This window comes from Corynebacterium sp. HMSC061H03, assembly GCF_001838215.1.
GTDB classification, from domain to species: Bacteria; Actinomycetota; Actinomycetes; order Mycobacteriales; family Mycobacteriaceae; genus Corynebacterium; species Corynebacterium jeikeium_D.
Genome location: NZ_KV836052.1, coordinates 1 through 21,217, shown reverse-complemented (window position 1 = coordinate 21,217; position 21,217 = coordinate 1). Strand labels below are relative to the sequence as shown.

The 21,217-nt window shown below is 56.8% G+C and carries 20 protein-coding genes; 7 read left to right on the top strand and 13 right to left on the bottom strand.

Translation table 11 applies throughout. The annotated features are described in order from the left end of the window. The first annotated feature begins 180 nt into the window (after window positions 1-180). Together HMPREF2787_RS02850 and HMPREF2787_RS02845 are read left to right on the top strand one after the other, a co-directional pair. Window positions 181-489, top strand: a complete 309-nt coding sequence (locus HMPREF2787_RS02850) for a hypothetical protein (RefSeq protein WP_016421913.1) — start codon at window positions 181-183, stop codon at window positions 487-489. A gap of 140 nt (window positions 490-629) precedes the next feature. After that, the gene (locus tag HMPREF2787_RS02845) at window positions 630-986 is read left to right on the top strand and encodes a hypothetical protein (RefSeq protein WP_070644164.1); all 357 of its coding nucleotides are present in this window, start codon (window positions 630-632) and stop codon (window positions 984-986) included. A 224-nt stretch (window positions 987-1,210) separates the two neighbouring features. Here HMPREF2787_RS02845 and HMPREF2787_RS02840 read toward each other — a convergent pair whose 3' ends face one another. Further along, entirely contained in the window at window positions 1,211-2,740 is a 1,530-nt protein-coding gene (locus tag HMPREF2787_RS02840; RefSeq protein WP_070858335.1) for a catalase, read from the bottom strand. A gap of 359 nt (window positions 2,741-3,099) precedes the next feature. Here HMPREF2787_RS02840 and HMPREF2787_RS02835 point away from each other — a divergent pair, with 359 nt between their 5' ends. The 4 genes from HMPREF2787_RS02835 (at window position 3,100) to HMPREF2787_RS02820 (ending at window position 7,051) form a co-directional block, all read left to right on the top strand. Next, window positions 3,100-4,197, top strand: a complete 1,098-nt coding sequence (locus tag HMPREF2787_RS02835; protein ID WP_070603604.1) for an efflux RND transporter periplasmic adaptor subunit — start codon at window positions 3,100-3,102, stop codon at window positions 4,195-4,197. Between the two features lie 9 nt (window positions 4,198-4,206). Beyond that, the gene (locus tag HMPREF2787_RS02830) at window positions 4,207-4,944 is read left to right on the top strand and encodes an ABC transporter ATP-binding protein (protein ID WP_070644176.1); all 738 of its coding nucleotides are present in this window, start codon (window positions 4,207-4,209) and stop codon (window positions 4,942-4,944) included. Further along, window positions 4,931-6,364 (top strand): ABC transporter permease, encoded by a 1,434-nt coding sequence (locus HMPREF2787_RS02825; protein WP_070858334.1) that lies wholly within the window; start codon window positions 4,931-4,933, stop codon window positions 6,362-6,364. The genes HMPREF2787_RS02830 and HMPREF2787_RS02825 overlap by 14 nt, the downstream gene beginning before the upstream one ends. 102 nt (window positions 6,365-6,466) lie before the next feature. Continuing rightward, on the top strand, window positions 6,467-7,051 hold the full coding sequence (locus HMPREF2787_RS02820; protein ID WP_172954594.1) for an RNA polymerase sigma factor: 585 nt from the start codon (window positions 6,467-6,469) through the stop codon (window positions 7,049-7,051). A 58-nt stretch (window positions 7,052-7,109) separates the two neighbouring features. On the opposite strand, the gene HMPREF2787_RS02815 is transcribed toward HMPREF2787_RS02820, so the two are convergent. From HMPREF2787_RS02815 to HMPREF2787_RS02795, 5 genes are all read right to left on the bottom strand, one after another. Next, entirely contained in the window at window positions 7,110-7,661 is a 552-nt protein-coding gene (locus HMPREF2787_RS02815; protein ID WP_049192917.1) for a hypothetical protein, read from the bottom strand. Beyond that, entirely contained in the window at window positions 7,658-8,113 is a 456-nt protein-coding gene (locus tag HMPREF2787_RS02810; protein ID WP_070858333.1) for a hypothetical protein, read from the bottom strand. The genes HMPREF2787_RS02815 and HMPREF2787_RS02810 overlap by 4 nt, the downstream gene beginning before the upstream one ends. Beyond that, window positions 8,100-9,188, bottom strand: coding sequence for an Asp23/Gls24 family envelope stress response protein (locus tag HMPREF2787_RS02805; RefSeq protein WP_016421904.1), 1,089 nt, complete (start codon window positions 9,186-9,188; stop codon window positions 8,100-8,102). The genes HMPREF2787_RS02810 and HMPREF2787_RS02805 overlap by 14 nt, the downstream gene beginning before the upstream one ends. Further along, window positions 9,185-9,382 carry a hypothetical protein gene (locus HMPREF2787_RS02800; RefSeq protein WP_070858332.1) on the bottom strand — a complete coding sequence of 66 codons (198 nt, stop codon included), beginning with the start codon at window positions 9,380-9,382 and terminating at the stop codon, window positions 9,185-9,187. Before HMPREF2787_RS02800 ends, HMPREF2787_RS02805 begins: the two co-directional genes overlap by 4 nt. 65 nt (window positions 9,383-9,447) lie before the next feature. Next, window positions 9,448-9,975, bottom strand: coding sequence for an Asp23/Gls24 family envelope stress response protein (locus HMPREF2787_RS02795; protein ID WP_016421902.1), 528 nt, complete (start codon window positions 9,973-9,975; stop codon window positions 9,448-9,450). A gap of 812 nt (window positions 9,976-10,787) precedes the next feature. Here HMPREF2787_RS02795 and HMPREF2787_RS10830 point away from each other — a divergent pair. Further along, window positions 10,788-11,420 carry a trypsin-like serine protease gene (locus HMPREF2787_RS10830; protein WP_083326639.1) on the top strand — a complete coding sequence of 211 codons (633 nt, stop codon included), beginning with the start codon at window positions 10,788-10,790 and terminating at the stop codon, window positions 11,418-11,420. A gap of 107 nt (window positions 11,421-11,527) precedes the next feature. Here the strand turns inward: HMPREF2787_RS10830 and HMPREF2787_RS02790 are convergent, their stop codons facing one another. The 7 genes from HMPREF2787_RS02790 to HMPREF2787_RS11075 form a co-directional block, all read right to left on the bottom strand. Then, window positions 11,528-14,773, bottom strand: coding sequence for an LPXTG cell wall anchor domain-containing protein (locus HMPREF2787_RS02790; RefSeq protein WP_083326638.1), 3,246 nt, complete (start codon window positions 14,771-14,773; stop codon window positions 11,528-11,530). Continuing rightward, window positions 14,773-15,684: an isopeptide-forming domain-containing protein gene (locus HMPREF2787_RS02785; protein WP_070858331.1), complete on the bottom strand. Its 912-nt coding sequence runs from the start codon at window positions 15,682-15,684 to the stop codon at window positions 14,773-14,775. The genes HMPREF2787_RS02790 and HMPREF2787_RS02785 overlap by 1 nt, the downstream gene beginning before the upstream one ends. Continuing rightward, the gene (locus HMPREF2787_RS02780) at window positions 15,677-16,690 is read right to left on the bottom strand and encodes a class C sortase (protein WP_246824177.1); all 1,014 of its coding nucleotides are present in this window, start codon (window positions 16,688-16,690) and stop codon (window positions 15,677-15,679) included. Before HMPREF2787_RS02780 ends, HMPREF2787_RS02785 begins: the two co-directional genes overlap by 8 nt. A gap of 237 nt (window positions 16,691-16,927) precedes the next feature. Then, window positions 16,928-18,556, bottom strand: a complete 1,629-nt coding sequence (locus HMPREF2787_RS02775; protein ID WP_070858329.1) for a SpaH/EbpB family LPXTG-anchored major pilin — start codon at window positions 18,554-18,556, stop codon at window positions 16,928-16,930. Window positions 18,557-19,227: 671 nt separating this feature from the next. After that, the gene (locus tag HMPREF2787_RS02770; protein WP_070858328.1) at window positions 19,228-19,587 is read right to left on the bottom strand and encodes a hypothetical protein; all 360 of its coding nucleotides are present in this window, start codon (window positions 19,585-19,587) and stop codon (window positions 19,228-19,230) included. Window positions 19,588-19,757: 170 nt separating this feature from the next. Continuing rightward, window positions 19,758-20,513, bottom strand: a complete 756-nt coding sequence (locus tag HMPREF2787_RS02765) for a class F sortase (RefSeq protein ID WP_070858327.1) — start codon at window positions 20,511-20,513, stop codon at window positions 19,758-19,760. 9 nt (window positions 20,514-20,522) lie between these two features. Beyond that, window positions 20,523-21,217 (bottom strand): VaFE repeat-containing surface-anchored protein (locus tag HMPREF2787_RS11075; protein ID WP_168168046.1); only part of this gene is annotated, 695 nt, incomplete at its 5' end.

Genomic DNA, 21,217 nt, shown 5'->3' with positions numbered 1-21,217 from the left:
GCCCTCTTTCCAATATTTTTAGGCGAATATGAGCGAGATTCAGGGGACACAACCGACCAGAAGCGGGCCGAAGCACTTATTTTTTCATTGCAGCCCCTTGCCCCATCGGTTAACTTAATTTCTGTGAGTTCGCCAAGAGCGACTCAAAATCTTTACCCCCGAGAACCTAAGGATTTTCTCATGTCCTGCTCCGCAGAAGATATCGCAACCATCCTCGAAGCCCTTCCGGCCGTCACCGTCGAGAGCCCGCTGCCGGCTTTCGAGCAGCTGGCTGGCAACGACGTCAACTTCGCTAACGTCGGTGGCGACCTGAACCTGCCGTTCGGTAACGACTTCCTGGACATCTCCGTCACCGACGACCACTCCACCCACGACTCCCACGACGTCGAGGTTTCCGACTTCCTGAACCCGGAGACCACCGTCGACAAGTCCGACCAGCGTAAGTTCGACTTCCTGAACCCGAGCATCTCTGGCATCGGCGCCAAGTAAGCTCCTGGGCTTCATGGCAGGACAATAGCTCCGCCAATCCTTGACACAATAAACCGCCAGTCTCTAAAAAAGACTGCGGTTTATTGTTCAGTTAAAACCGATATTCTTCATTTCGTTACTGTCTAAAAGGAACACCAAAAATGGACGTCACTCCTATCGTTGAGGTTCTGGAAGCAATGCCTTCCGGCCCGACCGTCAACGTCACCTTCGAGATTAACCCGACCATCGATGGTGACCTGACCCTCCTGGAAACCGGTGACTGGAACGCTCCGTTCGGCCGCGACTTCATGGACATCAACATCACGAACGATCAGTCCACCCACAATGACAACTCCACCCACGTCTCCGGCGTTGAGGCTGATAGTGTCTCCGACGCTGCCGAACAGGGCCGAGAGGTGTCCGAGTCCGCCGAAGAGGCCGAAGAGGCTGACGAGGCTGCAGCTGCTCCGAAGTCGCTTTTCAACGGCTCCCCGAGCCTGCCGGGCATCGGTGCCTAAAACAACTCACACTTAGGGTTGTTCCTTAGCCGCCCAAACCGGGCCGGCGTGCAGGCAACCACAAAGCCGTGGCTGTCATGCACAGACAGAAGTTTTAAATAAAGCGTTAGCCCTGCAGATGGTCAAACCATCTGCAGGGCTAACGCTTTTCTATTTACTGTGACCTACCGCGTGACTGCGCAGCTCTACTCTGCGGTTTTACTGCACAGCCCCACGCGGTTGCTTTACTTCGTTGCCTTAAAGCGCTTTTCCACCTCGGCACCGAGCCACGAATCAACGTTGGTCCAGTACTGGTAGACACGCTGCTCCACCTCTGGGGAGACACCCTGCATGGCACCGACGATGTTGTTTGCCAAGCGATCGCGCTCGGCATCGCCCATCACGTTGCGAACAAGGTCGCCTGGCTGCGAGAAGTCATCATCCTCGGGGTGCTGAACGTAAGCGCCGGCGTAGAACTCTTCGCCCACGCTCTCCCACTGGCCAAAGGCACCAGCATCGACCTGGCCCGCGTGACCGGAGTGCACTGGGCAGCCAGCAGCCTTAGCTGCAGCCGCGGTATCAGCCTCCGGACCGCGAGCGGTGGCGTTGGAGCCGTGAACCGGCAGCTTCGGATCCGAGTAGTAGTACGTGGCCGCACCATCCTGCGAGAAGGAATTCACTGGGCAGCGAGACTGGTTCACTGGCAGCTGATCGCTGTTGACACCAAGGCGGTAGCGGTGCGCATCAGCGTAGGAGAACACACGCGCCAGCAGCATCTTGTCCGGCGAGAAGCCGACACCCGGGACCGTATTCGACGGTGCGAAAGCGGCCTGCTCAACCTCAGCAAAGAAGTTGCCCGGGTTGCGGTTCAGGGTGAAGTGGCCGACCGGAATCAGGGGGTAGTCCTTCTGAGACCAGGTCTTGGTCAGGTCGAACGGGTTCACCTTGTAGCTGGCGGCCTCGTCGTAAGGCATGATCTGCACCTTGACGTCCCAGGTTGGGTAGTCGCCGCGCTCAATCGCCTCGAAGAGATCCTGGCGAGCGTGGTCGGTGTTTTCGCCAACCAGCTCGGCGGCCTCATCATCCGTCAGGAACTCCCAGCCCTGGCGAGTCTTAAAGTGGTACTTAACCCAGAAACGCTCCCCTTCAGCGTTAATCCACTGATAGGTGTGAGAACCGAAGCCGTCCATATGACGGAAGTCCTTCGGAATACCGCGGTCACCCATCAAGTAAGTGACCTGGTGAGCGGACTCCGGAGAGGCAGTCCAGAAATCCCACTGCATATTGGCGTCGCGCAAACCTGTGTCCGGCAGGCGCTTCTGAGAGTGGATGAAGTCCGGGAACTTAATGCCATCGCGGATGAAGAACACTGGCGTGTTGTTGCCCACGATGTCGAGGTTGCCCTCTTCGGTGTAGAACTTCAGTGCAAAGCCGCGCACGTCACGCCAGCCATCCGGGGAGCCCTGCTCACCTGCGACAGTGGAGAATCGCGCCAGCATCGGCGTGACCGTGTTCGGCTGGAATACTGCAGCCTTGGTGTACTTGGAGACATCCTCGGTGATGGTCAGTTCACCGAAAGCACCTGCACCCTTAGCGTGAACAACGCGCTCCGGAATGCGCTCGCGGTTGAAGTGCGCGAGCTTTTCCAGCAGGTGGATGTCGTGGAGGTTAATACCTCCCTGTGGGCCATTGGTTAGCGAGTGCTGCTCTGTAGGAACCGGCGCACCGTTGAGGCGAGTGGTCGGACCATTGGAACCTTCATAGAGATTGGACATGGGGATTTCCTCCTAAAGACAGGGGCTAGATGGCAGTCACAACATGCCCTGACGTTTTCCACCCTACACGAAGTTTCATATTTTTCCTATCAGTCTCCCGCGATTGATATGTGGACTTAATTATTAGTCCGATTAGGTTCGCTGTATCAGCCACAAAAATCGACCCAAAAAGGGCAACATTTCCTCCACAAAAACCACACGCAATGACCGTCGTAAAGCACTTACCGCGCTTTCATGCAATACCTATCAGCACTGAATAAAAGGTATAGCCAGCACTACCACTGCCCGCGGAGGTTAAGGGTAGGATTTCACGCGTACCACGCTGTCAATTTGGATTCTGATCGGATACTTCTGCAGACATGAAAAAACAAGGGAGGGGCGCGAAAGCGCTCACAGTCTTCAAGTACACGCTGGCGTTGCTGGCGACCGTTGCGCTTCTCAAGATCGCATTCTTCCCCGCTAACGACGAGGACTATGCGCAAGCAACCGGTGATTTCTCCCAGCCCACCACGGAGCTATCCCCTCAGCGGATCAATAACACGCAGAAGCTGTCTGCCACCATCGTCCCGGACGAGCCCACCGTGATCCGCGCCAACGCTTCCGGCGAAATCACTGACGCCTATGTCAACAGCGGCGGCAACGCCGTAGAGGGGCAAAACCTGCTTCAGGTGAAGAAGACCTCGGTATCTGAGACTGCCAGCACCTCCGGCGGCGCGGATTCCGATGAAGAAGGCGCCGCAGCCGCCGCACCCGAAACTACCGTGACCTGGGGAAACATCACCGCTAAGGCCTCTGGCACTGTGCAGTGGGATATCGTCATCGGCCAGACGGTTGAGATCGGCCAGGAGATTGGCACGATTTCGCCGAACAGCTTCCACGCCGTAGCACCTATTAAGCCGAGCCAGCTGTACACGCTGGGAGACTCGATTAACAATGGCCGCCTCGCCATCACTGACGGCCCGGCACCATTTTTGTGTGATTCGGTGAAGACTGTCACGGGAAGTAGCGCGGGCTCGCAGAACACTGGCGCCGGAGATGGGGCTGGCATGGGTGCCGCCGCTGCTGGGAATTCCTCGGGCGGCCCACAGCTACGCTGTGACATTCCCGCAGATCAGACCGTCTACGAAGGTGTTCCTGCCACGCTGATTCTTGGCAGTGGCACCACCTCGGAGGTCCCAGCACTGCCGGTGACCGCCGTGGAGGGACGCTTCCGCGAAGGTGTCGTCTACGCTCCGGCTAAGGATGGCGGCAAGCCCACAAAGATCAAGGTTGAGCTGGGCGCCAACGATGGCACTTTCATTGAGATCAAGCGCGGCCTGAAGGAAGGCCAGCAGGTCTTGGAGTACGTCCCTTCCTACAAGGACGAGTCCGCCGGCGACGGCACTGGTGATGGCGCTGGTGATGGCAGTGACACTGGCTTCGATGAGTCCGGCGATGACGCTGGCTCTGAAAAGTAGGCCCGCGCCATGCTTAGTTTGACCGCAGTCACTCGAACAGTGACGCTCCCCAACGGCGAGGAGCTGCCTATTTTGAAAGGCATCGACCTCGACGTGCCCCGCGGTGAGCACCTCAGCATTGTCGGCCAGTCCGGTTCGGGTAAGTCAACGCTGCTGAACATCATTGGCATGCTCGATTTGCCAGATTTCGGCACGTACACGTTCGACGGCACTGATATTTCCACCTTGTCGGACAGGAAACGCGCTGCTCTCCGGGGCGATAATTTGGGATTCATCTTCCAGCAGTTCAACCTCTTCCCCTCCCGCACCACGCTGGAAAACGTCGAGGTTCCGCTGATGTACGACCGGGGTGAGAAGTTCTGGAATCGCACCGAGCTCGCCGCCGCGATGCTGGAGCGCGTCGGCCTGGGCGATCGCCTAGAGGCCACGCCTTCCCAGCTTTCCGGTGGTGAACAGCAGCGTGTGGCTATTGCCCGCGCGCTCGTGCGCCAACCGCAGCTCATTCTTGCCGATGAGCCCACCGGTGCGCTCGATGTCGACACCGGGAAAATCGTTATGGATCTGCTCGAAGAAGTCGCGGCGGAAAACAACGCCGCGTTGATTCTGATTACGCACGATTTAGAGGTCGCCGAGCGCGGCGATCGGGTGCTTGAGCTTCGCGACGGTCAGTTGCACGCCGACTCCGTCCTGCTATCTGCTGCCAACGTCATGCACGGCTCCGAGGAGGTTGCTGATGACGACGAATAATGAAACCGAATCGAAGTCACGGCCTTCCTTCCTCTATGCAGCAACGCCTTATCTCGGCGCTCTGCTGGAAGCGTGGCATGAGCTGCGCATTAACCGTGGCCGCATCATGCTGTCGCTGGTCAGTGTGGCCGCCGCAGTGTGGGCGATGACTACGGTTATCGCACTTGGCAATATTCTCACCAGCTCTCAGGATGCGGTCACCGCACAGAGCACGGGTGTCGCCGGAACGGTCACGTTGACGGCCGGAGCGGGTAATTCCGATTCCGAGGAAGGCGGTAACTTCGGCGACGGTGGCTTCAGCGGTGACGGCAGCGCCGGCACAATGGCCGATAGCTTTGGAAGCTTCGGCGGCGAGGGCACCGGCGGAAACGGCCCGGACGATTTGAGCGTCATCAACCCAGACGGGTCTATCAACGACGCCTTTTCCGCTGCCACCCACCGCCTGGTGGAGACCACTCACGCCAACTTGTGGTCGCGAGTTCGAATGCAGCCAGCGACTCCCGAGCAAAATATGGATGACTGCGCTCCAGATGATTACGAGTGTTTTTCGCCAGGTACTCCCGAGCTGATCGCCGCTGACCCGGGCTGGTTCGATATCTACGCCCGCACCATCGTGCAGGGACGCCGTTTGGAAGATGCCGATGGCCAGCGCTTAATGAACCCCGTAGTGGTCAACGACCAGTTCTACGAAAGTCTGGGCAACCCAGCACTAGCCGACCACCCAACCTTCAGGTTGAAGGAAACCGGCAACACTACCTTCACCGTGGTGGGAGTGTATAAGTCCCTGGGTTCGTGGGACGCCCCGAGCATTGTCACGCACTATGACTCCTTCCTCAACGCCGGCTACGAGGGACAGGTGGGTGAGCCGCAACTTCTCGTCGCAACGCCTGAAGAGTCCGCGAAGGAGAACCAGAAGGCGCTGCACAACATTTTCCAGGCGGAGCTCGGCCCCAGCTGGAAGGTGAATACCTCCCTGTCGGAGAAGGACACGCAGATTTCCCAGGAGATGAATAACACCATCACCACTGCGCTGGGCATTATCGGTGGCATTGTGATTGCGCTTGGTGCGTTGGGGCTGCTCACGGTCTCGATTGTCACCATTGGCCACCGCGTTCGTGAGATTGGTATTCGTCGCGCAATGGGCGCGTCGGCAGGCAGGATCTTTATCTCTGTGTTCCTGGAGTCGATTGTCGCCACGACGGTGGCGGGTGTGGTTGGCGTGATTGCCTCGATCATCACGGTCAAGCAGTTGCCGCTGGATAAGATGCTGTCGTTGCCGCTGGAGACCGGTGCCGTGGCCTACCCCGTCACGGCTGCTGTGATCGGCGTGCTGGTCGCGACATTCGTGGGCGCACTGGCGGGCATCATCCCGGCCACGATTGCCGTCCGCGTCAAGCCCATCGACGCCATCCGCTTCTAGCTTTTCAGCCCTTAGTTCGCCTGGCTGCGTCGCCGCCTGCTTTTTGCAGGTGAGGCCGCGTGCAGCCAGGCGAATTATCTTTAGGTTTTAAGTTGCTAAGCTATGTCCATGACTCCCGCACGCCTCGTCTCTAATGACGAATACATCACGCAGCTGGCGCTGAAAGCCGGCCGCGGTGATCAGGCTGCGCTAACGGAGTTCGTGCGGCTGACCCAGAAGGACGTGTGGCGTCTGGTCGCACATCTGGGCGGCGTTGATGCTGCGGATGATTTAACGCAGGAGACGTACCTGCGCGTGATGGGGGCACTTCCCCGCTTTGCGGCGCGTTCTTCTGCCCGCACGTGGTTGTTGTCGCTGGCCCGGCGTGTGTGGGTGGATTCGGTTCGCCACGATTCGGCGCGCCCAAAGAAGTCTGCGATGGAAGTGGAAAACGCTGCCGAGCAGTTCACAACCGGCGAGTCGTGGTCTGAACTCGCTGATGCCCGCGTGCTGCTGGAGCAGCTGCCGGAGGAACGCCGCGAGGCACTCATTTTGACGCAGGTGCTGGGTTACTCCTACGCCGAGGCCGCGGAAATCGCAGGGTGTCGTGTGGGCACCATTCGCTCGCGCGTCGCTCGTGCGCGCCGCGATTTGGTTGCCGCGCTTGACGACGGCGACAGCGCCAACGGCGACTCTGCAGCTGTTTAGGCCCGCTCCGGCCAGGGGACGTAGCCAGCCGTTGTAGGTTGTGGCCTCTCGAAGCTGACTAACGGTCCAGTTCGATTTTGTAGGTCGAGGCGATATCCGCATGGCCGAGGGCATCACGCATTTCACGCTCCGCGTTTTTCAGGGCAGCTACAACGGCGGGGAGGCTCGCCTGCGGTGGCATTGCCACAGTCACTTCCAAGGTGGGTATTCCATTATCCCGGTAGACCCGTGAATCCGCCTGGTTGATGTGGGCGTTGCGCTCTAGATCGGTGCACACCGCATCGGCAACATCGGCGACCGGCAGCGAAATCTCTCCTAACTTTTCCTGTGATTCCGATGCGGCGACCGTGCTGAACCGGTGCGATCGCAGATTAGCGACCACCAGGCTGCAGCCGACCACCGCTAGAATCGCTGTGATTACACCGAGGACGGGAACATACCAGCTTTGCTCAGGTAGTTTTCCCCAGGATTCCATCCGCCCGGTGTCATGAAGCCACTGTGCAGGAGCGACATCGAGGTAGCTAGCAATCGCCCATGTTGCTACCAGTAGTAACAGCGCTGAGAAGAGGAACAACACAATTCGGTCGAATACGCTTACTGATGTTTTCACTTGTCATCACCTTCGTATCCGCCGTGAGTTCCGGAAGCAAGTGCCGTGCCATTCTGGATTTCTTGGTAGTCAGACTTATGCATCCACACTGGCAGGTTGCCATCGTCATCGACGCGTACATACCGGCGCGGGGCGGGAAGAAACACCGCGATGAGCTGTCCCAGCCCATAGATTGCAGCGAGGATTCCGACGAGGAGCAACACCCATGACGCGGCTGAGCCCTGTGGGTTGCTGAACCAGTCGAATACCGGTTGTAACCATGAGGTGTCACCTGAGCTATTGGCGCTAATGATTGCTTCTCTACCTGCGACAATGGCCGCTGCAATCATCAACAGACCGGCGAAAACTCCCAGCCCGCGGACCTTTGGTGATTGACGCGGGTCACGTCCCTGGCGAGTTTCGACTGACTCGTCCGAGACCACCGCGGCCGATAACCTCTCAGTCGGCGTCATAGGGTGTCACCTCAATCTTTTTCAGTGGGCGCGGCTCTGGCGTGCTTACCACCACGGTACGTGGTTGTGGCACGGATACCGGGCGCAGCTGCTCCTGTCGTGGTGCGCGAACCTGTTTCAACCGGGTTGGACGCGGCACTTTAACCGGCCGTAGTAGTGCTGGTCGTGGCGTCTTAACGTTAATTGTGCGTGGCGACGGCACTCGTACCGGACGCAGCTTTGGTTGCCGGGGGACACTCACCTGCACCAAGGACTTCGGCTTTGGTGCTGCGACTTTTCGCAGCTGTATTGGCCGTGGAGTTGGTGTGCGACGCACCTGTACCGGCTTCGGCGCCGAGGTGCGAGTCACTGGTAACGGCGGTGGCGCAACAACGCGACGGGCCGGTTGCGGCTTTGGTGCCTTAATAGCCACAGCTGGTTGCGGCTTCGGCTGCATGACAAAGCGCATCGGTTGTGGAGCAGGTGCTGGGACACTGCGTACTCGTTCTGGACGCGGCGGAGTAACGCTGCGTACCAGCTGCGGTGTCACCGGCTGAATGCTACGCACTGACTGTGGCTGCGGTACTGAAATACTGCGCACTGGCTGCGGCGTCGGCACGGCGATAGACCGCACTTCTGGGACCCGCCGCACCTGCGGTGCGGTTACTACCTGCTGGTTCACCCGGACAGGTGTCAACTGCGGGTGATCTGAAAAGTACGCTAAGTCCTGTCGGGTGACACGCACGTGCCCGGGTTCGACGCTGTCGATGTCAACATCGACGGTGACATTTTCAAGACCGGCCATATCAGCGAGCCAGGCGGCGACGCTTGAACGAATGCGCACCGCAATTTCCGCTGTCGGCGCCGGCCATGATGCAACGGCGCGAACTGCGACTCGAACTGCACTAACGGCATTGGTCGTGGCAGAACTAGGGGCAATCGCACTATCGATAGAGACAATTGGATAGTCGCGCCCTAGCACACGGGATTGGTCGAGGGTGCCGGGAACCGCGCGCACGGCCATCTCTACGATGCGGCGGATTGCCTTTTCGCTTACGACGGTGGTGCCACGCGTTGCTGGAACGTGGATAGTCACCGTCGGCGGCCTCCTCGGTTGAACTTACGGTTGAGTTCGGGCGCATCGATTTTGCCATCGAGTACCGCACCGGCTGTACCGGCCAGAACTCCGAAGGCAATAACCGCAAGAAAACCCGTGAAACCACCAATCATTGCGGCGAAGCACAGGACAACGGCAATCGTCGCGAAGGTCTTTGTGTAATTATCGAACATGAAATTCCCCTTTATACGGGCCTAACTACCCATCCTGCCCTGCTCCGACGCGCAATAGTTGTCAACTACTGGACGCGTGGCTGTTCCTTGGGCTCGTTAGCAGCCGCGATGGCCTTGCGCTGCTCTTCGCGCTGCTTAGCGGCCTCTTCTTCGCGCTCCTGCGGGGTCTGGTAGTCGGTGTGAACATCGGAAACATCGACATTGACTTCAGTGACCTCGAGGCCGGTCATACGCTCAACGGAGCTAATGACGTTCTGACGGATAGCCTCAGCCAGTTCATGGATGGCAACGCCGTACTCGGCAATGATGGTGACGTCGACTGCAGCCTGGCGCTCGCCGACCTCAACAGCAATTCCCTGGGATACGTTGGCGCTGCCGCCGGAAACAAACTCACGGACGGAGCCAGCGAAGCGATCCATGCCGCCGCCAAGGTCATAGACACCGGAGACCTCGCGGGTAGCGATACCGGCAATCTTGGAGACGACGCTGTCGTCGATAGAAGTGTGGCCGTGGCCGGTTCCCTTATTCGCGGAGTCCGAGCCAGCCTGAGTTGCCGGGGTGTTCTTAGCAGTGTTCTTTGCATTGTCAGCCATGATGTGCCGTTCCTGTTCTCAGTGTTGTAGACGAAATGTCTGGACAATGCCGATGCTATAGCCGCCACAGGCAATCTGCAGTGCGGCTAGGAGTACATGACTGCGAGAGAGCCCCTCCAGCAGGGATTTCGTTATGAAAGTCTTTTAGAAAACTGGATTACAGACTTGATGTGCTTTTCTTCCCCGCCATCACGGAGAGCGCTGTAATTTCTAGATTATCCCTGCTTGGCGGCAGGATATGACCTCTCATTTCCCGTTCTGACATCACGAACGAACCCCACGTGCCAGCCGTTTGCTAACAAATTCGACAACTTTGTATAACGAGTGGCAACTTACAGCGAGATTCCACGTTTAAGCGGTGTGTTAATGCCGACCACGATCGAAACTCGTGCGCACCGCGATTTGGTTGCCGCGCTTGACGACGGCGACAGCGCCAGCGGCAACTCTGCAGCTGTTTAGCCCCACTCCCCAATGGGCGTTGGCCTTTCTTCTACCCCATTTTTAGAACGCTACCGCACATGATTGATCACTTGAGCGTAGGTTCTGTCTTAACTGATAGGTTTATATATTTCCTTATATTCGCGATACGAAACGGGTATATGAACTGCCCGACACGCATACGTTCCATCTTTTTCGACGAGATTAGCTTTGTTTTTACGCATCTTTGGGATGATTGGACGCTTACTTTGCGCGTTCGTATTCGCCCTCTAGGAACCACAGCCTGAGGAAATGCTTTTCAATGCGCGACCTGAAAACGCCACAACCAGTTTTTGGGCCGCCACCGACCAACTCACTGAGGAGCAGATTTCCCCATGAATAGACCTTCATGGATTTTCACTGTCACTGCCGTTATCACCGCTACAACCGGACTACCGGCCTACGCGGCCACCATCAACCAAGGCGATCCAGTTGTCATCGTTCACGCTAATGGACCACAGGCTAGTGTCTGTACAGTCGGCTATGTCGACAAAACCAATTCGCAAATCTACACTGCAGGTCATTGTGGACAAGACGGAGACACAGTGACGGATGGGACCTTTCAGAAAATTGGAGTATTCCAACCGTCTCCCACCTATGACCATTCACTAGATACAGGAAACGACATTGGAGTTGTCTCGCTTGATGACCCCGCTACTGCCGGTGAGAATTCGTATTCAGGCGATTCGACTCTATCCCCCACAGATGTTCAAACTGGCGAGACAGTCTGCATATACGGAAACACTACGGGGAGAGTTTCCTGCGGTTTAGCCGCTGATCGCGAGGCATACCAAATCGAGGACAACGCTCTACAGGTTCAGAACGTACACGCTCAACGAGGCGATTCCGGTGGCCCTGTATGGGTTCCGGAAAAAGGCGCTGTCGGCGTTGTATCGACTACCTGGAACATCATCGATGGGAACGGGCAGCAGCTTGGTTCCTATATCACCGCTAACTCACCCTGGTAAAAGGGCTTTGTTTGCGTAGGGCTTCCTGATGGGTGGGACGCGAGTCTTGTTCTTTGTGCTGCCCAATGGGTTCTGTGCAGGCGACTGCACAGAACCCATTCTTGTTATTAGGACTGCTGGCGGCGAGTCCAGAACCAACCGCAGCTTGCGACTACCGCACCAAACAGTGTCCAGAGAAGAACTCCGTTTCCGCCGGTCTTTGGCAGCTTACCGGTCTTGGTGTCGGTCACCTGCATGATCATGAGTTCGCCGGAACCTTCGGCCTTGATAAGCGGGCTGCTGCCACCTACCACTGAGACGGTGTACTCCTTGGTCTCCTGGTCAATTGAGATTTCAAAAGCTACTGGCTCTGGCAGCAGGCTAAGTCCTGCCGGTGCCATCGTTTCTACAAGGTAGAAAGTGCCAGTTTCAGTGATTTCAATTGACTTCTGAGCAGGCGTGATGGTGTAGACCGGTCCTCCACTGTAATCCGGCTGCCCACCAGCCGAGGGGTAGATATCGAAGGTTGCACCACCAAGTCCCGGTAGAATCTTGACTCCCTCACCATCGACGTACTCCGCCTTTTCCAAGGTCAGCTTGCCCGGCTTGGTGTCCGGCGCTTCGTAGTTATCGACGACACAGGAGACGGAAGACAGGACCTTATTGGATTCCGACATCTTTACGCGGAAACCGAACTCGCCCACATTTTCCACCTTGAGAGGTGAGGTTTTCCCGTCGCGGGTTTGAGTACATACGGCGTTGAAGTCACCGGTGGAATCCAAGGTGTCACCGCGGCGGAACAAAGTGAAGCCCTGCTTCTGTGTTTCAGTCAGAACCAGCGACTGCTCACGCTCGCTTTCAATGTTCCACGATGCAGTACCCTTGTCGGATTCAGAACCGGAGGTTACCTTCATCGACTGATGAACCAGCGGGCCATTACCAGAACCGATGACATTGTTATTTGCGGACAGTGTGAACTCCCAACCAGGGGCACCGTCTTCGAGAACCTTGCCGTTTTCATCGACAATCCTCTTCTTGACCTTCACTACACCGTTGCATCGTGTGGTTACGTCTTGGGCGATTGTTTTCATCTGTTCGGCAAGCTTGCTGTAGTTAGACACCCTCACCGTGTCATCAGTGCCCGAGATATCCTCGCCCATGGTCTTGACATCACGCGTACCGTAGGTCCACCTCGATTGATTGAGAGTGACCGTCTCTTGCCTCCCATTGGGTAGACGCTCATACACCTGCAGGGTCTGGCTGCCGGCCGCGTCGTACGCCATTTTCAGGTTCACCAAGATGTCGGTGCCGATGTAATTGGCGTGGCTAGCCTTCGGGTGGTCACTTCGAATTTTGTAGTACAAACCTGGACTTTGTCCCGGATCTGCTGTCCAGGCAATGCGCTTGGCGTCTTTGAGCACCAGATCATTCGTTACAACGGGGCGTTGGCTGCTTCGCCCGCCAAGAGTCAGGTCGACCATGAGCGGCACAACACGGGTACCGGCAGCTTTGAGTTCGTTGGATGCTTTGATTGCGTCGTTGAGAGCACTAGCCTGAACGAATTCACCACCGATGCCCTTGCTCTTGATTGTCGAGGAGGTCGTGGGCATACCATCAGTGATGAAGTACACCACGTCGTAGTCGTTATCCTTGACCTGCTTCAGGCCCGCTTCCCAGTTCGTAGCACTGTTATTTGCGTTATAGCTCCAGTTCTTAACTACGTCCTTTGCTCGCTGGACGCCCTGCTCCGACAGCATTGAAATATATGGTGGGTTCTGACCGTGTGTCGTTCCAGCCTGATTAGCCGGACCGCCACTTGCGAAGTTATAGATGCCGAGCTCGGCTGGGGTGCCCTGCAGGGAATCGATAAATGCATTCGCGGCCTTTTTAGATGCTTCGAAACCATCAGTATCTGCGTAACGGAGCGATGTCGAAAGGTCTGCTACTACGGCAATGCGCAGGCCACAACGCTGTGGCATCGGCGGGTTAGGGACTCGCCCATGCACCCACTTAGCTCCATCTGGTGGCGAAATAATCTCCGGTGGTTTTTGCTCGTCCTTTTTCTCTCCGTAGACATCCAGAGTGACCTTCAAATTCTTGTTCTGCGAGAGATTATTAGTGAAGGTGAATACCGCATCCTTCGGCACAACGGCAGAGTCAACCGGCTTCCCATCCTTTACCGGCACGACATCCATAGTGATGAAGCCGTTGCCAATATTGACGTTGCGCTTCTGCAAGGTGACACCTGGCTCGATCTGGTCCAAAGTGAGGTTGTACTTCTGCGGATCCAAGAAGGTCGCGTCAGTCTCGATACGCACGGTTGCGTACTTCATGTGAGATTCCTCAGTCACCTTAGCCGTAAAGGCATTAGGCTTCTTCGGATCTACTGGGTCAGCTTTAACTGCAAACTCGTGGCCGATGGCATCAAAGTGACGCCCTTCGACAGCCGGTGGCTTGGGATCTTCAGAAGAATTTGAGCAGTCTTTAACTTCACCACTTAGATTGAAAGTCCACTCGGTACGCGCGTTCGGAGCAAGCTTAAACCCCGGCTGTGCCACTGCAGTGACCTTGACTGTACCCGGCTTGTTCTGCTCGTAGACGTGCCGGCCAGCCGGCTTCTTCTCTGCGTTGAGGTAGTAATCAACACCCTTGGTGTCCGGGATATTGATGTACGCCTTCTCCACGCACTCCGGTGCAGTCGCAGTCGCGGGGTCGACAAGGGTTGGATCCGCAGGAGTTACCGTCCCTGGTTCTGGCTCCGGATTCTCCGGCTCCGTAGGCTCGGTGGGCTCAGTCGGATCTGTTGGCTCCGTTGGGTCAGTAGGATCGGTAGGTTCCGTCGGGTCAGTTGACGGATCTGTTGGCTCACTTGGGTCGGTGGGCTCAGTGGAGCCAGCAGGAGTACCGCGAAGGGTGACGGATACGCTGCCAGTTGCTTTTGGCTTAGTGAAATCGGGCGTCAAGACGACTTTATCGCCCGCCTTGACCATCTGGTTTAGCCCCTGGTGCTCAATTTCAAATGGTGCCTTTCGAGGAGAACCGCTCGAGGTGAACTGCGGCGTAATAGCCCTCCCATTAATTGTCAGGGTATAGGTCTGAACATGATCGGCACCGCCAACATTGAACTGGAGGCTATCAATCGTCGCATCCCGATCAACAGTGAACTCAAAAGCGGGATCGGGCCTCGCGTTAATCTCGTTAAACTCGTACTTCGGCGGAGACGTCGGAATGACCTCCGTCTGAGCCTGCGCCTGCGGCACGTTGGGAGCAAAAGCCTGACCGCTGACAACGAGAGCTACCGCTAGCAAAGCGGCCAAGAACATGCGAAGCGCAGTTCGCATTGAATCCGGCAAGCGGAATGTTGTCGAAAACATTAGTTCTTCCCACTTTCTGAGTTCTTCTTGCTAGCGGCGATAATGACGAATCCTCCGCCGATTAGTGCTGCAGCGGCAGCTACCAGGCCTGCTACCTGCACACCGGTGAGCGCCAAAGAGCCGGATCCTCCGCTACTTCCCGAGCTTGAGGATGAACCCGACGAGCCCGAAGGCGTCGAGGTACCAGGCTCATCAGGTGGAGTGGAGGTAGTCGACGTTGTCGTCGAGGTTCCCGGTTCACCCGGAGTGGTCGGAGGAGTCTTCGGCGGGGTCGATGTGCCCGGCGTAGTCGGCGGAGTTCCAGGTGGTGTTGTCGGAGGGGTCTTCGGCGGAGTGGTCGGAGGCGTCGTCGGTGGTGGTGTCTCCCCCGGCTTATGCGACTTCGCCACAATGACTCCCTCTACAGGAGTGGAGTCATAGTCCGCGCCATAGAAAGGCACCGATACCAAGAAGGGGTTGATCTCCCGGTAACTGTCGTTCGGAGCCGTCGAGGTCACAAGGTAAATTCCCTCCGGCAGGTCACTGAATTTAACAGAGCCGTTTTCGTCAGTGACCTGGCTGAAGTGGAGGTCTTTTGGCCACTCGGCAAGCTCAGCTGCGGTGGCGTTTTCCACCTTCTCGCGGTCCTGAGGACTAGACGGCGAAACTCCCTTAAGACGATGCAGATGAATGGTCACGCCAGAAATAGAGCCCGACGCCGACGAATTATCATCGTCCGGGTTTCCCTGGCTCAAGGTAATTCGCACAATGTCAGTGCCGCTTGTTGCTGAAACGCCCGGAGCGTCCACGCGTCCAACAATCCTGGCCGCGTTGGCGTCATTCGCGCCGATTGCACCCATCACTGCAACCAGAGCGCAGGCAGCTAAGAACGCAGCTATCCGGTTCCAGGTGGATGTCAAATATTTATTCATTGTCGTTTTCCCACCACGAAGTGTTGTTATTATCCTCGGATGCCGATTCGCTGCCGTCAGCGAGTTCATCGCTGTCTGCGTCGCCATCAGCAGTCTCGACGTCCGCGTTCTCAGCGTCGTCGTCAAGCTCTTCGTCGGCGTCGAGGCGCTGGCGCCAGAGCCACCACGCAAAGCCCGCGCCAAGCACAAGCACTGTTACAAGCAGGGCGTACATCCACCACTGCCATCCAGTTCCGTGCGTTTGGTCGAAGATTTTGCTTTCCGACGGATCCATCGGCACTTGGTGCCCACGCACTAGCAGACGGTGCGTGTTGATTCCGTAAGGAGTGCAAGTGATGAGGGTGATGTAGTCCTGGCCTTCGACGGGGCGAAGATCGTCGGTCTCATGCGGAAGTACAACCTTGATTTGATCAATTTCGTACTTCAGCTTGTGGCCTGCGACCTGGATGTAGAAGGCGTCTCCCTCTTTTGCTTTCCGCAGGTTATCGAAGAGCGTTACGTTAGTAAGTCCGGTGTGACCGGTAATGATGGAGTGGGTTCCAACACCGCCGACTGGAAGATCGGATCCGTATAGGTGTCCGAGCCCCTTGGCGAGCACCTCATCGCTGGTGCCGTGGTAAATCGGCAGGTCGGCCTGAATCTCTGGGAAAATCAGACGCGCCATCACGTCGGTAGCGTTGAGCTGATCGAGATAAGCGGCGTACTCGGGGTTGTGGTCATTAACTTCGTTAAGCCACGGGTCCAGAATCGGGCCGGTGGTTTGGCGCTCATTGTAAGCGTGAGCGCGCTCCCACTGTTCATCTTTAACTTCTTGGGGTACGGACTTTTCCAGCTTGGCGAACTCCTTGGCCGCCTTAGAGGTGCCGTAGTTGTTCAATGCCGTGGAGACAACCGGGTACAGCATCACAAGCAAACCCACAATCACCAGAATTGCGGGGAGAACCATGCTGTTCTTTTTCGCCTGATCAGGCTGTTCAGGCTGCTCAGCTGATGCGTCCCGCGTCAGAGTAGACGCAGAGTGTTTACCCACGGAGGAACTCCCAAGAAGTCAATCAAAAAGGGATGTGGCCTTTCTCTTTCTCACAGGCATGAGGATGCCTGCTGTTGAAAAAGAACGCATCGAAAGGCCGCAACAGTAATTTCAGTGATGCGCAAACTACAGGAATGGCGTGCGCTGTTGAACGCACGCTATTCCCTCAACACTGGAGCTAAAGCGCTCCAGTGACCGAGCCTTTACTCGGGTTTAGTTCTTGGAACCGCGGCGGGCGAACCATGCACCAGCTGCGACGATAGCTGCACCGATAGCAGCCAGGATGCCGACACCGGCACCACCGGTCATCGGCAGGTTCGGGGTGGTGTCGTCGGAGTTAACAACCTCGCCTGGGTTAGCGCCGACCTGGACGGAAGCCAGCTCGTAGACGCGGTCCGGGGTAGTCTGCTTAGCAACCAGCTTGAACTCGAGTGCCTCAGGCAGCAGCTCCTTGCCCTTCGGGGCCTTGGTCTCAATCAGGCAGTAGTGGGACTGTTCGCCCTCGACAACCTCGGCGTTGTCTTCGAAGTCGTTGACGTGGAGACCAGTGATCTTGACGATACCGTCCTGGCCAGAGACGAAGGTGGTATCAACCTTGCCATTCTGCTGACCGTTCACCGGAGTCCAAGAGTCCTTCTTGGTGGTGTCAATGTCGGAGCACTTCTGGCCAGCTGCCTGGCGAACAATCTGGAACTCGGCGCCTTCCAGACCCTTGCGGTCGCCATCGACCTTCTTGAACTGCAGGCCGCCCCAGTAGGTCTTGACCTCAGGAGTCTCCTTCGGAGTGCTGTTCTCGGAACCGTCCGGGTTGTTCTGGAAGACCAAACCGGTGTTCGGTGCGATATCGGTGTCCTTCGCGAACTCAGCCTTCAGCTTGGTGGTGATGGTAACGACGACCTTGTCACCGGCCACGAGCTTTTCAGCAACTTCAGGCTTCAGGTCGACATCGACGTCATTGCCCTCGAAGAACTTACCGTCCTTGTCGTTGTCGGTAGACAGAACCTGCTCCGAACCATCTGCCTTGACAACCTTGACATCAACCTTGGTGATTTCCAGCTTCGGGTCAATCTTGTCAGTGACCTTGAACTGGGTGCGCTTGGCCTCCGGCTTCAACTGGCGAGCAGTACCGGTGACAGTGTAGACCAGTGCTTCGTCGCCAGCGTTCTGGTCCTTGTCCTTGACGGTCTTGGTCGGCTCTTCGTCCTTGTAGTTCTTCGGGAACGCGTGGACATCGTAGTTCCAGCTAGTGCCCTGGTTATCCCCACCGTTATCCGCGGTCATCGGAACGAAAGCGATGAACGGAACAGCCGGGTCGTAGCCTTCCTTCGGGCCGGTCTCAACAACCAGGTAAGCACCGAGATCGAGATTCTCGGAAACAACCCACTTGCCGTCCTTATCGGTCGTGCCGGTTGCGACCTGCGTCAGGGTACCGTTGTCAATCAGAGCCTGAGTCGCCTGGGTACCAGTAGCGAACTCGCCAGCCTTCAGCTTCGAAGCAGCCAGCAGACCCTCGTTGGTGGTGACATCGATGGGGGTAGCGCCATCTGCAGTCTTGTTGATCTTGTAAACGGTGAAGCCGACACCTTCGAGCTTCTCGCCACCATTGGCAATAACGTCCTGGACGTCAGCTTCGGTACCAGACGGCTGACCTTCGCTGGTCGGGTTACCGAACTTGTGAATGGTGAGCGAGCCCTTGGCGTTCTTGTTCACCAGCGGGGAGTCGCCGGCGGCCTGGTTAATGGCCGAGTCCTGAGCGATTGCGACCGGGGCGGAGACGCCCATAGACAGACCGACGATGGCAGCGAAAGTTACCGAACGAGCGGTACGGGAGAACTTATTCACGAAAACAGGTCCTTTTCAGAAGTCCAAAATGAAGCGACACGCTTCAATACGTCTCGCGATTCACTCCAGACGGCGACACCAACGTTCCCCGACTTGCCAAAACTGAGTTTTTCCTTAAGAAAAAGACCAGTTTGTCTAACCTTTTAAGCTTAAGCGTTATGAACTCTAATGTTTGAATGTTGAAACATTACAGCTCAAACCCATTGCTCGCTCGGTTAACAGCGCTCAGTGAACCGCTTATAAATAACTTAACCCGTTCAGCATTTCACCAACACTCGAAGCGCAAAGACCCCAAAGGCGAAGAAGCAAACAAATTCTAAAGCTATAACGAATAACAGCAGTTGATAATGCTTTTATGCAGGTCACAACATACTTTGCCCAGCCAGCCAAAGATGATCCCCCAAACCACCGAAAAGCCCTCCGTCCCCCAACCAGGGGTAGCTAGATGAGTCGCGCCCATAACCCTTATATCCAACCATTATCGTCCCAACGCACGACGGAATAATGGGGACTTATCAACCTTCCCGGATTTGCTGTCACGACAACGTCGTCAAGCAAAAACACAAACGTTTGAAGCAAACCGCCCCGCGACGTACTGCCTTGTGCTGGGACCTGTGAAAGCACAGAGACAGAAACCGTCACGGGACGCGCTGTGGCGTCACAAGAGGCGTTTAGAGAACCGCCCAGTAATGAACATCGTTGTAGCCGTTGAGCTTGAGGACGTCACCAATCTGGTCGACCTTCTTTTTGCCCTCGGGGGTCATGCCATCCGGCATGATCTGCACGTCAGCGCTGTGGTCACCGGTGAAGGTGATGTTGACGTAGTCCTTGCCATCGCGATGCTCAAGCTCGAAGACGTAGCGGTTGACGGCCAGCTTGCCCGAGTGGAGGAATCCGCCCTTGCCCGGAGCGACAACTGCAGTGTCAGCGGAGGTTGCAGGTGCAGCTACCGCCTGTGCGGCAGTAGCAACCGGAGCGGCAAGCACGAGTGCGCCCACACTCCAGACACCGATTTTCTTCAACATGCTCATAGGTACCTTCCTTATCTTCAGTGTTTCTGCAGGGTTTCTGCAGATTTGATCTGTGTTTTCTGCGACTGTCGGCGCCGCCGTTGTTCGACGGCGTTCAACAGTCGCAGCCAATGAAATTGGTCAATTAGTTGAGGCTGCGCCCCAGTGCCCTAGTGCCCTAGCGCACTGGATTAGCGCACTGGAGTGGCCTCGACGATGATGTTGTCGGCGTATCCCAACGTGCCGCCGACGAACTCGCCTCCGCAGGTAATGAGGACCAAGCGGTTCTCACCAACTGCATCGTTGACGGAATCGGGCATCCGAGCGCCCTTGACCACCTGGATTGGATCGTGGCTCACGGTGAAGTCTCGGCTTTCGCCATCTACCTTCACCGTGACAGTGTCACCAGCTTTCAGGTCAGCGAAACGTGCAGCGTAACCATCACCCTGATCCACCTCATTGACGTGACCAGTAATGACGGACGATCCAGCAGCACCTTTCTCACCGGGAATCGCTGAGGCGGAATACCAGCCCAGGCGAGAAACATCGGTCGGAGGAATCAGAGATCCCTGATCAGTCAGCTGAACGAAATCAATCGGAGCCGACTTACCATCAATGAGCATCTCCATCTCGTGCACAGCTCCCCGAGAACCCTGTGCTGGAGTAGGAAGATTCTCCTGCGCACCTTCGAGCGCCGAATCATTGCGGTTCAGTTGGGCAATCACCAGCAGAGCGATAACGCCGATTAATGCGATAGCGGCGATATACACCCGTGGCTGCTTCCACCAAGGCACGTCCTGCAGGTCTTCGACTTGGCCATCGGCCTGATCTTCGTCCTGGCCAAACGCATCAACATGGCCGAGTGCGCCAGTTTCGGTTTCCGGTTCGAATCCTGGTGCGTTTCCAGGTTCCTTGCCGGTCTCGTCCGAGCCAAACTGATCAGTCATAGAATCTCCTTAGTTCGTGGCTACCGTCGGCAGAGCGTGAGTAGCCAAACCAGTCGGGCCAGACGGAACCGAACTAATTGCACGTCGTTCCGAGTTCGGAGCCAACGGCTTTCCGTGGTTCTTCTGCTTGTCCTGGCCAGTGCCACCGATGATGGTGACGTTGGTGTTGTTCTGCTCCGAGTGCTGATTAATCACAGTGGTCGGGGTAGCAGCTTCGCTGGTAGGTGCAGAGGAATCGTCGTTAGGCGTGTTCTGCTCGCCCTCATCCTTCGGCTGCTCAGATGGCGTGTTCTCTGGGGTCTTGCCGTTCGTGACAGTCTGCTCCGCAGAGTTGATGTCCTTGTGAACAGCAACTTCCTTGCCATTGGCATCGGTCAGAGTCTCGAAGACAACCTGGGAAGCGCAGTCGCCGTCAGTGATGATGATCGGGACATCAACCGTGCCTGCGGATGCCGTCGGCACAAAGTGCAGGCGGCTCCTAGCGCCAGTGGACTTGCCCGTCTCCTTGCACATCAGCTCACCGGTCAACGTGTACTTCGTGCCCGGCTTCAGGCCAGTGAAGTGCACGGTGTCGATGACGACAGCACCCTTTTCAACCAGAGCCTTGCCGGCAATACCGGCAGTAGTCGTGATGGCTGGGTTGTCCTCAGACTGCGCTGGGGTGCTCGGGTGGTTCGGCTTGCTCGGCTTTTCCGGCTGGGCAG

What these genes read in the sequence shown, in the direction of transcription:
- HMPREF2787_RS02850 (WP_016421913.1), top strand. Translation starts at nt 181, where the DNA reads ATGTCCTGCTCCGCAGAAGATATCGCAACCATCCTCGAAGCCCTTCCG.
- HMPREF2787_RS02845 (WP_070644164.1), top strand. Translation starts at nt 630, where the DNA reads ATGGACGTCACTCCTATCGTTGAGGTTCTGGAAGCAATGCCTTCCGGC.
- HMPREF2787_RS02840 (WP_070858335.1), bottom strand. Translation starts at nt 2,740, where the DNA reads ATGTCCAATCTCTATGAAGGTTCCAATGGTCCGACCACTCGCCTCAAC.
- HMPREF2787_RS02835 (WP_070603604.1), top strand. Translation starts at nt 3,100, where the DNA reads ATGAAAAAACAAGGGAGGGGCGCGAAAGCGCTCACAGTCTTCAAGTAC.
- HMPREF2787_RS02830 (WP_070644176.1), top strand. Translation starts at nt 4,207, where the DNA reads ATGCTTAGTTTGACCGCAGTCACTCGAACAGTGACGCTCCCCAACGGC.
- HMPREF2787_RS02825 (WP_070858334.1), top strand. Translation starts at nt 4,931, where the DNA reads ATGACGACGAATAATGAAACCGAATCGAAGTCACGGCCTTCCTTCCTC.
- HMPREF2787_RS02820 (WP_172954594.1), top strand. Translation starts at nt 6,467, where the DNA reads ATGTCCATGACTCCCGCACGCCTCGTCTCTAATGACGAATACATCACG.
- HMPREF2787_RS02810 (WP_070858333.1), bottom strand. Translation starts at nt 8,113, where the DNA reads ATGACGCCGACTGAGAGGTTATCGGCCGCGGTGGTCTCGGACGAGTCA.
- HMPREF2787_RS02800 (WP_070858332.1), bottom strand. Translation starts at nt 9,382, where the DNA reads ATGTTCGATAATTACACAAAGACCTTCGCGACGATTGCCGTTGTCCTG.
- HMPREF2787_RS02795 (WP_016421902.1), bottom strand. Translation starts at nt 9,975, where the DNA reads ATGGCTGACAATGCAAAGAACACTGCTAAGAACACCCCGGCAACTCAG.
- HMPREF2787_RS10830 (WP_083326639.1), top strand. Translation starts at nt 10,788, where the DNA reads ATGAATAGACCTTCATGGATTTTCACTGTCACTGCCGTTATCACCGCT.
- HMPREF2787_RS02790 (WP_083326638.1), bottom strand. Translation starts at nt 14,773, where the DNA reads ATGTTTTCGACAACATTCCGCTTGCCGGATTCAATGCGAACTGCGCTT.
- HMPREF2787_RS02785 (WP_070858331.1), bottom strand. Translation starts at nt 15,684, where the DNA reads ATGAATAAATATTTGACATCCACCTGGAACCGGATAGCTGCGTTCTTA.
- HMPREF2787_RS02770 (WP_070858328.1), bottom strand. Translation starts at nt 19,587, where the DNA reads ATGAGCATGTTGAAGAAAATCGGTGTCTGGAGTGTGGGCGCACTCGTG.
- HMPREF2787_RS02765 (WP_070858327.1), bottom strand. Translation starts at nt 20,513, where the DNA reads ATGACTGATCAGTTTGGCTCGGACGAGACCGGCAAGGAACCTGGAAAC.